Here is a 14,417-nt window from a genome sequence, read left to right as displayed (position 1 = left end):
TGGCCGCCAGAAATAGCAAAAAGCCGCTGCGAGCCGTCGTTGTGTTTCTATTGGGCTCGCGCGGCTTTTGGGGCGCGCGTCAGATCACGCGCGCACGCAGTCTTGCGGAGATAAGATCGATCGCAGTGACCACGACGATCACCATGATGAGAACGGCGCTGGTCTGCTGATAGTCGAACGAGCGGATTTCCTCATACAACACCACGCCGATGCCGCCCGCGCCCACCATGCCCACCACCATCGCCGAGCGCACGTTCGATTCGAACCGGTAGAGCGCATACGAAATCCACAGCGGCATGACCTGGGGCAGCACGCCGTAGATGATCTCGTCGAGCGGCGAGGCGCCTGTGGCCCGCACGCCTTCCACCGGGCGCGGGTCGATGGCTTCCACGGCTTCAGCGAAGAGCTTCGCGAGCACGCCCGTGGTGTGCACCCACAAGGCGAGCACGCCCGCGAACGGCCCGAGCCCCACGGCCACGATGAACAGCATCGCGAACACCATCTCGTTGATGGCGCGGCACGCGTCCATCAAACGCCGCACGGGATGCAGCACCCACGCGGGCGCGAGATTGTGCGCCGACATCAACCCGAACGGCACCGCGCAGACGATGGCGAGCGCCGTGCCCCACAGCGCCACCGCGACCGTGACCCACATTTCGTGGGCATACGTGCGCCATTCCGTGAAGTCCGGCGGGAAGAAGCCGCGCGCGTACGTGCCCATGTTCGCGGAGTCGGAGAAAAGGTCGAGCGGGCGCATGTCGGCGCCGCGCCACGCCACGCCGAGCATCACGAACACGATGGCCCAGAGCACGAGCGAGGACCAACTGCGCTTGCCTGCCTGCTTGCTCGCCGCTAGGGCGGCTGCCTGGCTCGTCTGGGCGGCTTGCGGCGCGGCGGCGACGGCCGGCGCCGCCGTCGGCCGGGCAGCGGGCCCGGTGACGTCTGCGTGCGGCACGGCGCGTGAGCTGTCGAAATCCATTGCGCCCATTACTGCTTCGCAGGTGTGGCGAGCGCGCCGATCTTGGCATCGATGGCCGCGATCTGGCTCTTGCGGTCGTCGTCGGAGAGGTGCGTGTCGGCGGCGATCTTCTCTTTCTGCTGGAACAGCGCGACCTGGCGGATCGGCAGGAGCTGTTCGTCGGTCGCGGGCGCGAAGCCTGCATAGCCGGTGATGTCGGCCATGATCTTCTTCTCGCGCGGATCGGTCTTCGCATAGTGGTAGAAGAAGTCGCGCAGCTTTTGCTTCGTGGCTTCAGGCAGATCCTTGCGATACACGAGCGGATCGGACGGAATGAGCGGCGAGGTCCACAGCACGCGCACCTCGGCAAAGCGGTCCGGGTGCTTCGCTTGAAGCGTGGAAAGCTCGATGGTGTTGTTGGTGGCGATATCCACCTTGTTGTTCACCACGGCAAGCAGGTTTGCTTCGTGGCTCGACGGCAGCACGGTCTTGAAGTTCGTCGCGTTCACCGAAATGCCGTGCTTCGCGAAGAGGTAGTAGCCCGGAATCAGCGTGCCCGAGGTCGAATTGGGGTCGCCCCAGCCGAGCGTGAGATCCTTAGTATTCTTGAACACATCGTCGATCGTCTTCACGCGGCTGTTCACGTTGGTGATGAGCACCGACTTGTAGCCCGTGTCGCCGTTCGCGTAGAGCACCTTCGCGAAGATCTCGCCATTCGAGCGGTCCACGGCTTCCATGGCGGAGGCGTTGCCGAAGTAGCCGATCTGCACCTTGTTGAAGCGCATCGCCTCGATGATGCCCGAGTAGTCCGTGGCGAAGAACGCATTCACGTGCAGGCCGGTCTGCTTGTTCAGATCGTCGATGAACGGTTGCCAGCGCTGTTTGAGCACCGCCGACGAGTCGGTCGAGATGATGCCGAAGCTGAGGTCTTCCGCATGAGCGGCCGCGCTGCCGAGCGAGGCAAACGCGACGGCGCCGGCGGCGCACCAGGAGAGCATGGAGCGGAACAGTTTCATTGGGGCGGTCCGTGGTGAGGGTGAATGTTGCGGTTGAAAAAGGGCGTTGGCTTGTCAGGCCGCGCGAGGCTGCGCGCCGAAGCGCGACGCCGTGGAAGAGCCTGCGGAGGGTGCTGCATCGGGTTCGAGCAGTTCACGCGCGGCGTTGCCATAAAGCTGTTGCAGCAGGGCGGGCGTGAGCGCGGCCGAAGCGCCGTCGTACACCACGCGTCCGTCGCGCAGCGCGATGGTGCGCGGGCAATACTCCATGGCGATATCCACTTGATGCAGCGAGACGACCACGGTCAGGCCGTGATCGCGGTTGAGCATGCGCATCATGTCCATCACGCGGCGCGACGATGCGGGGTCGAGCGAGGCGATAGGTTCGTCGGCGAGAATGAGGCGCGCGCGCTGCACGAGCGCGCGGGCGAGCGCCGCGCGCTGCTGCTGGCCGCCCGAGAGATTCGAGGCGCGCTCGGCGGCCTTGTGCGCGATGCCGACTTCGCCGAGCGCGGCCAGCATCAGCTCGCGCTCGGCGTGCGGAAAGCGGCCCGTGAGGCGTCGCCACAACGGCAGCCGCGAGAGCGCGCCGATCAGCACATTCGTTTCGACCGTGAGGCGATGCACGAGATTGAACTGCTGAAACACGAAGCCGATGTCGCGGCGAATGCGGCGCACTTCGCGCACGATGCGCCCGTCCTGCTGAATAGGACGACCAAGAATTTCGATGCGCGAAGGCTGCGGGTCGGAAGCCGTAAAGCCCGCAATATGGCGAAGCAGGGTCGATTTGCCCGAACCCGATGCGCCGATCAGCGCGACCATCTCGCCCGCGCCTACGCGCAGGTTGATTTCGTCGAGTGCCTTGCGGCCGCTGTCGAAGCTTTTCGAGAGGCGTTCGATGCGAATGGCGTCCATAACAATCCGTCGCTGTGTAGTCGAGGGCTCATTCTAGGAAGCGACTGTGACGGTTGAGTGAAGGTGTCGCGACGTCTAGACGACTACATGTTTTGCGGTCCGGCTGGCGGAGAAAAAATCGCATGGGATGTGACAGAGCCATGACGCCAAACATCTGTCACGCTCAATATCGAGGGAAGCGGCTATATTGATGGGCAACGCACATGCTGTCCCTGGTTTTCCTGACTTATTGCTGACTCATTGTCGACAGGGGCGGCATACGCAAGCCAGTTGTAGACAATGCGGCCGCACAGCGCGGCCGCGATCCGAACAAGCGACGAAACCCGGCGCCATATGCAGGCACTGAGCTTCCTACCCGACAGCTTCGAGGAATACGAGGACCTCAAGACGATCCTCGATGCCGGCGCACGCTGGCTCGACATTCGCAGCGAGGGCGAAGTCGAGGTGCGCGGCCGCACGTTTCCTCTCTATGTGGCGGCAATCGGCTCGCGCGATCCGGCCGCGCCCGGCATTGGTTTTTTCGGCGGCATTCATGGTCTCGAGCGCATTGGCTCGCAGCTCGTGCTCGACTACATGCGCGCACTGGTGGGGCGTCTTGCGTGGGACGAACTGCTCCTGCGCCAGCTCGAGTCCGTGCGCATCGTGTTCGCGCCGATCCTCAATCCCGGCGGCATGTGGCTCGCCACGCGTGCGAATCCGAACGGCGTGGACCTCATGCGCAACGCGCCGCAGGACGCCGACGAGCGCGTGCCCTTTCTCGCGGGCGGCCAGCGTGTCGGCTCGTGGCTGCCGTGGTACCGGGGGCGGCGCGGTGCGGCCATGGAGGTCGAGGCGCAGGCGCTCCTGAAGATCGTCGACGAGGAGCTCACGCGGCGCCCGCTTTCGTTCGCACTCGACTGCCATTCGGGTTACGGGTGGACCGACAGCATCTGGTTTCCGTACGCGCGCACGCGCCGCCTCATACGCCATCTGCCCGAAATGTACGTGCTCAAGACGATGTTCGAGCGCGCGCATCCGCATCACGGCTACACCTTCGAGCCGCAGAGCCACCAATATTTGCTGCACGGCGACTTGTGGGATTGCGCATACGATCGCGCGCCCAACAGCAACATCTTCCTGCCGCTCACGCTCGAATTGGGCTCGTGGCTGTGGATCAAGAAGAACCCGCGCCAGATTTTTTCGCGCCAGGGCATGTTCAATCCGCTCTTGCAGCATCGCACGGCGCGTGTGTTGCGGCGCCACGCGAATCTGTTCGAATTCCTCACACGCGCCGCATATTCTTCGCAACGCTGGCTGCCCGAGGGCGTGATCCGCGAGGAGGTGCTGAAAAGCGCGATCGGGCACTGGTATCGCAAGCCGGGCACATGAGCGAACCGTGGATCCTGTTGCGCGGGCTCACGCGCGAATCGCGCCACTGGGGCGGGTTTGCCACGCTGCTCGCCGCGCGCGACGGCGCGCTGCCCATCGACTTGCCGGGCAACGGCACACAAGCCGGCGAGCGTTCGCCTTTTGAAGTCGATGCCTACGTGGATGCGCTGCGCGCCGAGGCGCAGTGGCGCGGCGCGCGCGCGCCATACCGCGTGCTGGCGATGTCGCTGGGCGGCATGGTGGCGACGGCGTGGGCGCTGCGTTACCCCGAAGAGATCGAGCGCCTCGTGCTCGTGAACACGAGCATGCGGCCGTATAGCCGCGTGTACGAGCGCTTGCGGCCTTCGGCGTGGCCCGCGCTCGTGCGCGTGGCGCGACATTGGGACGGCAGCGACAGCGAGGGCATCGCCGAGACTTTGATCCACGGCCTCACCTGCGCGCGCCGCGACACGTTCGCCGCCGACATCGAAGCGTGGCGCGCGATCCGCGAGAACGCCCACGTGAGCCGCGCGAACGCGCTGCGCCAGCTAGCCGCCGCCGCACGCTTCAAGGCGCGCGGCGTGCCGCGCTGTACGGTGCTGGTAGTGTCTTCGCGCGGCGACCGGCTCGTGAACCCTGTTTGCTCGGCACGCGTCGCGCGGGCTTGGGGCGCGTGGCACGTGGAGCACCCGTGGGCGGGGCACGATCTGCCGCACGACGACCCGCAATGGCTCGTCGATACGCTCCATGCGGGCCAAATCAATCCGGAGCCCGGGAACGCCGCGGGCCAGGCCGCCGGGCGCGTCTGAACGGCGGCGGGGCCCGCCCGCATCGCCCGTCCGGCGATTGCCCCATAATACGAAAGTTAATCCGGCACTTTCAGGACGATTTCCAGACATGAACGACAAACCCGCCATTGGCGCCGCCGTGCCGCGCCTCACGAGCCTTTCGCACGGCGGCGGCTGCGGCTGCAAGATCGCGCCGGGCGTGCTTTCCGCGCTGCTCGCGCGCAGCACGCCGCTCACCACCGTGTTTCCGAACCTGCTGGTCGGCACCGAGACCGCCGACGACGCCGCCGTCTACAAGCTCAACGACGAACAGGCCATCGTCGCGACCACGGACTTCTTCATGCCGATCGTCGACGACCCGTACGACTTCGGCCGCATCGCCGCGACCAACGCGCTCTCGGACGTCTACGCCATGGGCGGCAAGCCGATTCTCGCGCTCGCACTGGTGGGCATGCCCATCAACGTGCTGCCGCACGACGTGATCGCGCAGGTGCTGCGCGGCGGCGAGGACGTCTGCGCGGCGGCGGGCATTCCCGTTGCGGGCGGCCATTCGATCGATTCCGTGGAGCCCATTTACGGCCTGGCGGCGCTCGGCGTGGTGCATCCCGAGCGCGTGAAGCGCAACGCGTCGGCCAAAGCCGGTGACGTGCTCGTGCTCGGCAAGCCGCTGGGCGTAGGCGTGCTCTCCGCAGCCCTGAAGAAGGAAATTCTGAATGACGCGGGATATAAGGCGATGGTGAGCGCCGCGACGATGCTCAACAAGCCGGGCGCAACGCTCGCGGAACTGCCGGGCGTGCACGCCATGACCGACGTGACCGGCTTCGGCCTGCTCGGACATACGCTGGAAATCGCGCGCGGCGCGAATCTGACTGCGCGCGTGCGTTACGCCGATCTGCCGTGGCTGCCGGGCGTGCAGAAGTTCGTCGATGACGGCGTGTTCACGGGCGCCTCGGGCCGCAACTGGGCCTCGTACGGCGACGCCGTCACGCTCGCGCCCAGCCTGCCCGATAGCGCGCGCACGCTGCTCACCGACCCGCAAACCTCGGGCGGCCTGCTCGTGGCCTGCGCGCCGGAAAGCGTGGACGAAGTGCTGGCGATCTTCCGCGCGGAAGGGTTCAACGATGCCCGCGTGATTGGCGAACTCAACGAAGGCCCGGCGCGCGTCGAGGCCTTATGAGCGGAGAATCGCCGAAAGCCATCTTCTACGCGCTCGCTGCGAACTTCGGCATTGCGGTTTGCAAGTTCGCTGCCGCGGCGTTCACGGGCTCGGGATCGATGTTCGCGGAGGCGATTCACTCCACGGCCGATTGCGGCAATCAGCTGCTGCTGCTGTTCGGCCTGCGCCAGTCGCGCGAGCCGCCCACGCCGCTGCATCCCATGGGCACGGGCCGCGCTATCAACTTCTATTCGCTGCTCGTCGCACTGCTGCTCTTTTTCGTGGGCGGCGCGTTCTCTGTGTACGAGGGCGTGCATCGGCTGATCGCGCGCGAGCCGTTGCGATTCGTGTACGTCGCGCTCGTCGTGCTCAGCATTTCCGTGGTGCTCGAAGCGTTCTCGCTCTATGGCGCGATGCGCGAAATTCGCAAGGGCGCGCCCAAGAAATCGCTGTGGCGCTGGGCGCGCGAAACGCGTGACTCCGACCTGCTCGTCGTGGCGGGCGAGGACATCGCCGCGCTCGCGGGCCTTGCCATTGCGTTCGCCGCCGTGCTGCTCACGGTGATCACGGGCAATCCGGTATGGGACGCGTGCGGCTCGATCGGCGTGGGCGTGCTGCTCATGCTGATTTCGTGGTTCATCGCGCGCGAAGTGAAGTCGATGATCGTCGGCGAATCGGCAAGCCCGGAAATGCGGCGCGATATCGAATCGTTTCTGCGCGCGCGGCCCGAGATTCGCAGCATCATCAGCCTCATTACCCTGCAATGGGGCAAGGAGGTGATGGTGGCGGTGCAGTGCGAAATGCTCGACTACGAGCACAGCCGCACCATGGTCGAAGCGATCAACGAGATCGAAGCCGATTTGCAGGCGCGCTTTCCCAAAGTGCGCTGGGTGTTTTTCGAACCGGATTTCGTGAATCGATAACGCCCTGGCCCGACGGTTGCGAAAACCGCCGGGCCTTTTCACATCTTCAGGACATCGTCACTCGCGCTTCGGTCGTCAATGCCGGAACGGCGTCCACACGGGCGTCGTGTTGCCCCACTGTTCGAGTTCGGAAGGTACGGTCGGATTCATGTTGGACTCCTACGTTTCGTGTCTTGCATTCGAAATGCCGATGCGTCTTGCGAAATTATTCGCCAGCCTGTGCCACGCGAGCGGTGTCGTTCGCACGGCCTTCCTGCAGCGCGATGCGTTGCGCTTGCGTGCGGCCGATCAGGCTCTGCTCGGGGTAGCTCGTCTTGTTCAGCGAGGGCAGCGTGCCGTCGCGATACGCGGCGGCGATTTCGGCTTTGACTTCGGCGCGGGTTTTCGGGGCGCTGTTGTCCTGTGCGAACGCCGAAGCGCTTGCAGCAAGCGAAAGAACGAGCGTGGCGCCAATGACGGTTGCGAGAGTGCGTTTCATGATCTGCTCCTGTTATATCGGTGCCACGTGAGTCGCGGCGACAGGAGCAAATGTAGTTGCGCGGCCGTTTGCGATAAACGGCCGGAACGCGAAAGGAATTGTCGAAAATCCGGAACAATCGCGCGCCGCGCCCGCGAAAGCCTTTGCGGGCGCGGCTTTGAGGTTAGCGCAGCGACGTCGTTACGCCGCCCAGCCTATGCGGCCCATTCCGAAATAACAGGCGTTTCGAGCGCCGGCGCGTTTTCGCGCTCTTCGAGCGTGCGCATCGTGCAGGCCTTGTCGAGCGAGGCGCGGCCGGAGAGAAGCGGGCAGCGGTCGAACACTTCGGCGATCCAGTCCACGAACACGCGCACTTTCGGTGACAGATGGCGGCTGTGCGGATAGACGGCCGAAATCGGCATGGGCAGCGGCTTGTAATCGGGCAGCACTTCGACGAGCGCACCCGACTTCAGGTGCGGCAGCACCATGTAACGCGGCCCCTGAATCAGGCCGAAGCCTTCGATGCCGCAGGTCACATAAGCGTCCGCGTCGTTCACTGAGACCATGCTCTTGAGCTTGACCTCCACTTCCTTGCCGTCGACGAGAAACGCCCAGTCCATCACGCGTCCCGTGCGCGACGAGAAGTAATTCACGGCGCGATGCTCGGCCAGTTCCTCGAGCGTCTGCGGCGTGCCGTGGCGCTCGAGGTACGAGGGCGACGCGCACGACACGCCTTCGAAAATGCCGATGCGCCGCGCGACCAGCGACGAATCCTGCAGCGCGCCCACGCGCACCACGCAATCCACGCCTTCCTGCAGCAAGTCGACGGGGCGGTCGGAGAGCCCCAGCTGCAGGTCGATGTCCGGATAGCGGCCGTGGAATTCGCACAGCGACGGAATGACGATCAGGCGTCCGATCGAGCCGGGCATGTCGATGCGCAGCTTGCCGTGCGGCTTGCGGTTGCGATCCTGGAATGTGGTTTCCGTTTCCTCGACGTCCGCGAGAATGCGCACGCAGCGCTCGTAGTACGCGGCGCCGTCGGGCGTGAGTGACAGACGGCGCGTGGTGCGGTGCATGAGGCGCACGCCAAGAAACGCTTCGAGATTCTGAATGATCGTCGTGACCGAAGCGCGCGGCATGTCGAGCGTTTCGGCAGCGCGGGTGAAGCTGTTGGTGTCGACGACGCGGGTGAACACCTGCATGGCCTGAAGGCGGTCCATTGCCACTCTCCAAAAAGCTTCGGTCGCACGGCGCGCAGCGTTCGAAAGAAACGCCCGCGCAGAAAGAGGAGACAGATTGTTCAGGTGCGCCGAATTGTGTTGCCGGATTATAGGCATTTATTTGCAAGTCTGCCGAACCCACAATTCGCTCTATTCGAATCTACTCTCGCGCATTGCGCCGATTTGACATGGATGTCTTTAAACGCCCAACTGCCTGGACCTCCGCGGAGGAAGCGCCGCTCGCCGATGTGCCTGCGGCCCTGCCTGCTACCGCGTCCGCCAAGCCTGCCAAGGCGCGTGCCGTGCTCACGACCGACGTGGCGATCGAGGGCTACGCGCAGCAAATCCCGCTGCGGCTGTACCGTCCGGAAGCCGCGAACGGCCTGCCGGTGCTGCTTTATTTCCACGGCGGCGGTTTTGTGCGCGGTTCGATCGACGAATCGGATGCTGTCGGGCGATTTCTCGCAGAACGCTTACCTGCACTCGTGGTGAGCGTGGGGTATTCGCTCGCGCCAAAGCACCCGTTTCCCGCCGCGCCCGAAGATGCGCATCGCGCGGCGTTGTGGGCGCTCACGCGGGCTCGCGCGTTTGGCGGCAATCCGAAGCGCGTGATCGCGGCGGGCCACGACGCGGGCGGGCAGATCGCCAACGTGCTCGCCTTCATGGGACGCGATCGCGGCGACGTGAAACTCGCAGCGCAGGCATTGTTCGCGCCGATGCTGGACCCGAGCCTCACGCGCCTTGGCGACGAGGCGCGGCTTGGCTCGGACATCACCGCAAGCGAATGCGCGGCGTGTTATCGCGCCTATCTGCCCGATGCCACGCAGCGCATGCATCCGTACGCAGCGCCGCTCGAATCGCTGCGCCTTGGCGGCTTACCGCCCACGCTCATCGTGACCGCACAGAACGACGTGCTGCACATCGAAGCGGAAAAGTACGCGAGCCGCCTGATCGACGCGGGCGTGCGCACCCAGGTGGTGCGCTACCCGAGCGTTTCGCACGCGAATCTTGCGGCGCATCCGGCCGCGCTCAGCGAAGCCGTACGGTTTTTCCAGTGTTGCTTCGACGCGGGCGCGTCATAAGCGAAGCACCCTTGCGGCGGTGCTGCCGAACCAGTGAAGAACAATCAACCATTATTTCTGGAGTCCGACATGTCACTTTTTTCGCAATCCCGAACCCGTATCGCGCTAGCGGTCTTTGGCGTGCTCGTGGTCGCGGGCCTCGGCACCGTTGGGGCAATCCGCCTCGACTCGCATCCCGCCGTTGCCGCTGAAGCGCCGCCCGCACCCGAGGTCGATGTCGCGGCCGTGCTCAATCGCACGATCACCGACTGGCAGAGCTACTCGGGCCGCATGGCCGCCGTCGAGAAAGTGGAGATACGTCCGCAGGTTTCCGGCACGATCGTCTCCGTAAACTTCCGTGACGGCGCGCTCGTGAAGCAGGGCGACACGCTGTTCGTGATCGACCCGCGCCCGTATCAGGCCGCCGTCGACCAGGCCGCTGCGCAGCTTGCCGCCGCGCAGGCCCGCACGGGCTACGCGCAAAGCGACTGGGAGCGCGCGCAGCGCCTCATTGGCGACAACGCCATTGCGAAGCGCGACTACGACGAGAAGCAGAACGCCTCGCGTGAAGCGAACGCGAATCTCAAGGCCGCGCAGGCGGCGCTCGAAGCCGCGCAGATCAACCTGGGCTACACGCGCATCGTCGCGCCGGTTGCGGGGCGTGTGTCGCGCGCCGAGATCACGGTGGGCAACGTCGTTTCGGCGGGCGCGAGCGCCGCGCCGCTCACGACGCTCGTTTCGGTTTCGCCTATCTACGCCGAGTTCGACGCCGACGAGCAAACCTATCTCGACTACATCAGCCGCATGAAGGATGGCTCGAAGGTGCCGGTCGAACTGGGTCTTGCGAACGAATCGGGCTATTCGCGCAAGGGCACGATCGAGTCGGTGGACAACCGTCTCGACACCACCTCGGGCACGATCCGCGTGCGCGCGCGCTTCGACAACGCCGACGGCGCGCTGGTGCCGGGGCTTTACGCGCGCATCAAGGTGAGCGGCAGCGCCCCGCACCCGGCGCTGCTCGTGGACGACGCCGCTATCGGCACCGACCAGGACAAGAAGTTTGTGTACGTCGTGGATGGCAGCGGCAAGATCGCGTACCGCAACGTGCAAACGGGCGGCCAGCAGGGCAACCTGCGCGTGATTCTGGGCGGCCTTAAGGCGGGCGACCATGTGGTGGTGAACGGCACGCAACGCGTGCGCCCAGGCGTTGCCGTGCGCTCGCACATGGTGCCGATGAACGGCGACCCCGACGCCGGTTCGACCGACACTGCAGCGAACCCCGGCGCCAAGGCAGCAAAGACGTCCTGACGAGCGGATGGCGCATGCGATTGCAGCATGTGCCTCAACGTCAATAAGGATGCCTAAGCGGCATAACACGCGCCAAACAAGCGTCATGAAAAAGAGCAACTCATGAACATATCGAAATTCTTCATCGACCGGCCGATCTTCGCGGGCGTGCTGTCCGTGCTGATCCTGCTGGCCGGCGTGATCGCGCTGTTCCAGTTGCCGATCTCCGAGTACCCCGAGGTCGTGCCGCCTTCGGTGGTGGTGCACGCGCAGTATCCGGGCGCCAACCCGAAGGTGATCGCCGAAGCCGTGGCCGCGCCGCTCGAGGAGCAGATCAACGGCGTCGAGAACATGCTGTACATGCAGTCGCAGGCCAATAGCGACGGCAATCTCACGCTCACGGTCACGTTCCGCCTCGGCACCGACCCGGACAAGGCCACGCAGCTCGTGCAGGACCGCGTGAACCAGGCGCTGCCGCGTCTGCCGGAAGACGTGCAGCGTCTGGGCATCACGACCATCAAGAGCTCGCCCACGCTCACGATGGTGGTCCACCTGATCTCGCCGGACAACCGGTACGACATGACGTACCTGCGCAACTACGCGCTGCTCAACGTGAAGGACCGCCTCTCGAACATCCAGGGCGTGGGCGAGGTGCAGTTGTGGGGCTCGGGCGACTACGCCATGCGTATCTGGCTCGACCCGCAGAAGGTGGCGCAGCGCAATCTCACCGCGAACGACGTGGTCAACGCGATTCGCGAACAGAACGTGCAGGTCGCGGCGGGCGTGATCGGCGCGTCGCCTAGCGTGCCCGGCACGCCGTTCCAGTTGAACGTGAACGCACGCGGCCGTCTGCGCACGGAAAGCGAGTTCGGCAACATCATCGTCAAGACGAATCCCGATGGCGGCGTGACGTATCTGCGCGATATCGCGCGTATCGAGCTCGCCGCTTCCGAATACGGTCTGCGCTCGCTGCTCGACAACAAGCCCGCAGTTGCGCTTGCGATCAACCAGGCGCCCGGTGCGAACTCGCTCGCGATCTCGGACCAGGTGCGCGCGGCGATGAAGGACCTCAAGCAGGACATGCCTGCTGGCGTGGACTACAAGATTGTCTACGACCCCACGCAGTTCGTGCGCTCGAGTATCGAAGCCGTCGTTCATACGCTGCTCGAAGCCATCGCGCTCGTCGTGATCGTGGTGATCGTGTTCCTGCAAACGTGGCGCGCGTCGATCATTCCGCTGATCGCGGTGCCGGTGTCGATCGTCGGGACGTTCTCGCTCCTGCTCGCGTTTGGATTCTCGATCAACGCGCTATCGCTGTTCGGTATGGTGCTCGCCATCGGCATTGTGGTGGACGACGCGATCGTGGTCGTGGAGAACGTGGAGCGCAATATCGCCAGCGGCTTATCCGCGCGCGACGCGACGTATAAAGCCATGCAGGAAGTGAGCGGGCCGATCATCGCGATTGCCCTCACGCTCGTGGCCGTGTTCGTGCCGCTCGCGTTCATGAGCGGCCTCACGGGCCAGTTCTACAAGCAGTTCGCGATGACCATCGCCATTTCCACGGTGATCTCGGCGTTCAACTCGCTCACGCTTTCGCCCGCGCTTTCGGCACTGCTGCTGCGCGGGCACGGCGAGAAGGAAGACTGGCTCACGCGCGGGATGAACCTCGTGCTGGGCGGCTTTTTCCGCCGCTTCAACCAGGTGTTTCATCGCGGCTCGGAAAGCTACGGGCGCGGCGTGAACGGCGTGCTGCGCCACAAGGGTGCGATGCTCGCGGTCTATGTGGTGCTGATCGCCGCAACGGTGCTGATGGCGCGTGTGGTGCCTGGCGGCTTCGTGCCCGCGCAGGACAAGGAGTATCTGATCGCGTTCGCGCAATTGCCCAATGGCGCTGCGCTCGACCGCACCGAGAACGTGATTCGCGACATGAGCGCCATCGCGCTCAAGCAGCCTGGCGTGGAAAGCGCTGTGGCGTTCCCGGGTCTTTCGGTCAACGGCTTCACCAATAGCTCGAGCGCGGGCATCGTGTTCGTCACGCTCAAGCCGTTCAAGGAGCGCAAGGGCAAGGCGCTTTCGGCAGGGGCGATTGCGGGTGCGCTGAACCAGCAGTACGCAAGTATCAAGGATTCGTTCATCGCCGTGTTCCCGCCGCCGCCGGTGCTCGGCCTCGGTACGCTCGGCGGCTTCAAGATGCAGCTGGAGGATCATGGTGCGCTCGGCTATGAGGCGCTCAACCGCGCGACGCAGGACTTCGTCAAGCGCGCGGCGCAAACGCCGGAGCTGGGCCCTACGTTCACGAACTATCAGATCAACGTTCCGCAACTGAATGTCGATCTCGACCGCACGAAGGCGAAGCAGCTTGGCGTGCCGGTAACTGACGTGTTCGACACGATGCAGGTCTATCTTGGCTCTCTCTACGTGAACGACTTCAACCGCTTTGGGCGCGTGTACCAGGTGCGCGTGCAGGCCGATGCGCCGTTCCGCCAGCGGGCCGACGACATCCTGCAACTGAAGACGCGTAATGCCGCGGGCGAAATGGTGCCGCTCTCGTCGCTCGTCACGGTCACGCCTACGTATGGCCCCGAAATGGTGGTGCGCTACAACGGCTACACCGCTGCCGACATCAACGGCGGCCCCGCGCCCGGTTACTCGTCGGGCCAGGCGCAGGCGGCGGCGGAACGCATCGCGCATGAGGTGCTGCCGCGCGGCGTGAAGTTCGAATGGACCGACCTCACTTACCAGCAGGTGCTGGCGGGCAATGCGGGCGTGTGGGTGTTCCCGATCAGCGTGTTGCTCGTGTTCCTCGTACTGGCCGCTTTGTATGAGAGCCTGACGCTGCCGCTCGCGGTGATCCTGATTGTGCCGATGAGCGTGCTGTGTGCGCTGACCGGCGTGTGGCTCACGCAGGGCGACAACAACATCTTCACGCAGATCGGCTTGATGGTGCTCGTGGGGCTCGCTTCGAAGAACGCCATTCTGATCGTCGAGTTTGCGCGCGAACTGGAGCATGACGGACACACGCCGCTTTCCGCTGCCATCGAGGCGAGCCGTTTGCGTCTGCGCCCGATCCTGATGACGTCCATCGCGTTCATCATGGGTGTGGTGCCGCTCGTGCTCTCCAGCGGCGCAGGTTCGGAAATGCGTCATGCAATGGGCGTGGCTGTGTTCTTCGGCATGCTGGGCGTGACCGCGTTCGGTCTGCTGCTCACGCCGGTGTTCTACGTGGTGCTGCGCACGCTCGCGGGCGGCAAGATTCACGTCGCGCAGAAGGACAATGCGCGCAAGCCGCAGTCGATGGTCGACGCCTGAG

12 protein-coding genes are annotated in these 14,417 nt (G+C 64.8%); 7 read left to right on the top strand and 5 right to left on the bottom strand.

Annotated elements, in window-relative coordinates:
- Positions 1-79 precede the first annotated feature (79 nt).
- From phnE to phnC, 3 genes are read right to left on the bottom strand one after another with little or no spacing between them, the layout of a single operon-like run.
- Positions 80-988, bottom strand: coding sequence for a phosphonate ABC transporter, permease protein PhnE (gene phnE, locus VSR72_RS40095; RefSeq protein ID WP_342957738.1), 909 nt, complete (start codon positions 986-988; stop codon positions 80-82).
- Positions 988-1,974 carry a phosphonate ABC transporter substrate-binding protein gene (gene phnD / locus VSR72_RS40090; RefSeq protein WP_342957737.1) on the bottom strand — a complete coding sequence of 329 codons (987 nt, stop codon included), beginning with the start codon at positions 1,972-1,974 and terminating at the stop codon, positions 988-990. The genes phnE and phnD overlap by 1 nt, the downstream gene beginning before the upstream one ends.
- 54 nt (positions 1,975-2,028) lie before the next feature.
- Positions 2,029-2,868 carry a phosphonate ABC transporter ATP-binding protein gene (gene phnC / locus VSR72_RS40085; RefSeq protein WP_342957736.1) on the bottom strand — a complete coding sequence of 280 codons (840 nt, stop codon included), beginning with the start codon at positions 2,866-2,868 and terminating at the stop codon, positions 2,029-2,031.
- A 333-nt stretch (positions 2,869-3,201) separates the two neighbouring features.
- On the opposite strand from phnC, the gene VSR72_RS40080 reads away from it, so the two are divergent.
- From VSR72_RS40080 to VSR72_RS40065, 4 genes are all read left to right on the top strand, one after another.
- Positions 3,202-4,236, top strand: coding sequence for a M14 family zinc carboxypeptidase (locus tag VSR72_RS40080; protein WP_342957735.1), 1,035 nt, complete (start codon positions 3,202-3,204; stop codon positions 4,234-4,236).
- Complete coding sequence (locus VSR72_RS40075; protein WP_342957734.1) at positions 4,233-5,024, top strand: alpha/beta hydrolase; 792 nt, start codon at positions 4,233-4,235, stop codon at positions 5,022-5,024. Before VSR72_RS40080 ends, VSR72_RS40075 begins: the two co-directional genes overlap by 4 nt.
- A gap of 88 nt (positions 5,025-5,112) precedes the next feature.
- The gene (selD, locus tag VSR72_RS40070; RefSeq protein ID WP_342957733.1) at positions 5,113-6,180 is read left to right on the top strand and encodes a selenide, water dikinase SelD; all 1,068 of its coding nucleotides are present in this window, start codon (positions 5,113-5,115) and stop codon (positions 6,178-6,180) included.
- Complete coding sequence (locus tag VSR72_RS40065; protein WP_342957732.1) at positions 6,177-7,082, top strand: cation diffusion facilitator family transporter; 906 nt, start codon at positions 6,177-6,179, stop codon at positions 7,080-7,082. The genes selD and VSR72_RS40065 overlap by 4 nt, the downstream gene beginning before the upstream one ends.
- Positions 7,083-7,287: 205 nt before the next feature.
- On the opposite strand, the gene VSR72_RS40060 is transcribed toward VSR72_RS40065, so the two are convergent.
- Together VSR72_RS40060 and VSR72_RS40055 are read right to left on the bottom strand one after the other, a co-directional pair.
- Positions 7,288-7,560: a DUF4148 domain-containing protein gene (locus VSR72_RS40060; protein ID WP_342957731.1), complete on the bottom strand. Its 273-nt coding sequence runs from the start codon at positions 7,558-7,560 to the stop codon at positions 7,288-7,290.
- A gap of 194 nt (positions 7,561-7,754) precedes the next feature.
- Positions 7,755-8,759 (bottom strand): LysR family transcriptional regulator, encoded by a 1,005-nt coding sequence (locus tag VSR72_RS40055; RefSeq protein ID WP_342957730.1) that lies wholly within the window; start codon positions 8,757-8,759, stop codon positions 7,755-7,757.
- A 188-nt stretch (positions 8,760-8,947) separates the two neighbouring features.
- Here VSR72_RS40055 and VSR72_RS40050 point away from each other — a divergent pair, with 188 nt between their 5' ends.
- The 3 genes from VSR72_RS40050 to VSR72_RS40040 all read left to right on the top strand — a co-directional run bounded on the left by VSR72_RS40050 (position 8,948) and on the right by VSR72_RS40040 (position 14,416).
- Positions 8,948-9,841, top strand: coding sequence for an alpha/beta hydrolase (locus VSR72_RS40050; RefSeq protein ID WP_342957729.1), 894 nt, complete (start codon positions 8,948-8,950; stop codon positions 9,839-9,841).
- Positions 9,842-9,910: 69 nt separating this feature from the next.
- Positions 9,911-11,128 (top strand): efflux RND transporter periplasmic adaptor subunit, encoded by a 1,218-nt coding sequence (locus tag VSR72_RS40045; RefSeq protein WP_342957728.1) that lies wholly within the window; start codon positions 9,911-9,913, stop codon positions 11,126-11,128.
- 102 nt (positions 11,129-11,230) lie between these two features.
- Entirely contained in the window at positions 11,231-14,416 is a 3,186-nt protein-coding gene (locus tag VSR72_RS40040; protein ID WP_342957727.1) for an efflux RND transporter permease subunit, read from the top strand.
- Position 14,417 lies beyond the last annotated feature (1 nt).

Origin of the sequence: Paraburkholderia sp. JHI869 (assembly GCF_038900775.1) — a bacterium.
Classification (GTDB): domain Bacteria; phylum Pseudomonadota; class Gammaproteobacteria; order Burkholderiales; family Burkholderiaceae; genus Paraburkholderia.
Note: the sequence above shows the minus strand (reverse complement) of the source record. Positions and strands in the feature narration are given on the sequence as shown.

Excerpts from the sequence above, each read along its gene's own strand:
- phnE (WP_342957738.1), bottom strand. The coding sequence starts at position 988 with ATGGGCGCAATGGATTTCGACAGCTCACGCGCCGTGCCGCACGCAGAC.
- phnD (WP_342957737.1), bottom strand. The coding sequence starts at position 1,974 with ATGAAACTGTTCCGCTCCATGCTCTCCTGGTGCGCCGCCGGCGCCGTC.
- phnC (WP_342957736.1), bottom strand. The coding sequence starts at position 2,868 with ATGGACGCCATTCGCATCGAACGCCTCTCGAAAAGCTTCGACAGCGGC.
- VSR72_RS40080 (WP_342957735.1), top strand. The coding sequence starts at position 3,202 with ATGCAGGCACTGAGCTTCCTACCCGACAGCTTCGAGGAATACGAGGAC.
- VSR72_RS40075 (WP_342957734.1), top strand. The coding sequence starts at position 4,233 with ATGAGCGAACCGTGGATCCTGTTGCGCGGGCTCACGCGCGAATCGCGC.
- selD (WP_342957733.1), top strand. The coding sequence starts at position 5,113 with ATGAACGACAAACCCGCCATTGGCGCCGCCGTGCCGCGCCTCACGAGC.
- VSR72_RS40065 (WP_342957732.1), top strand. The coding sequence starts at position 6,177 with ATGAGCGGAGAATCGCCGAAAGCCATCTTCTACGCGCTCGCTGCGAAC.
- VSR72_RS40060 (WP_342957731.1), bottom strand. The coding sequence starts at position 7,560 with ATGAAACGCACTCTCGCAACCGTCATTGGCGCCACGCTCGTTCTTTCG.
- VSR72_RS40055 (WP_342957730.1), bottom strand. The coding sequence starts at position 8,759 with ATGGACCGCCTTCAGGCCATGCAGGTGTTCACCCGCGTCGTCGACACC.
- VSR72_RS40050 (WP_342957729.1), top strand. The coding sequence starts at position 8,948 with ATGGATGTCTTTAAACGCCCAACTGCCTGGACCTCCGCGGAGGAAGCG.
- VSR72_RS40045 (WP_342957728.1), top strand. The coding sequence starts at position 9,911 with ATGTCACTTTTTTCGCAATCCCGAACCCGTATCGCGCTAGCGGTCTTT.
- VSR72_RS40040 (WP_342957727.1), top strand. The coding sequence starts at position 11,231 with ATGAACATATCGAAATTCTTCATCGACCGGCCGATCTTCGCGGGCGTG.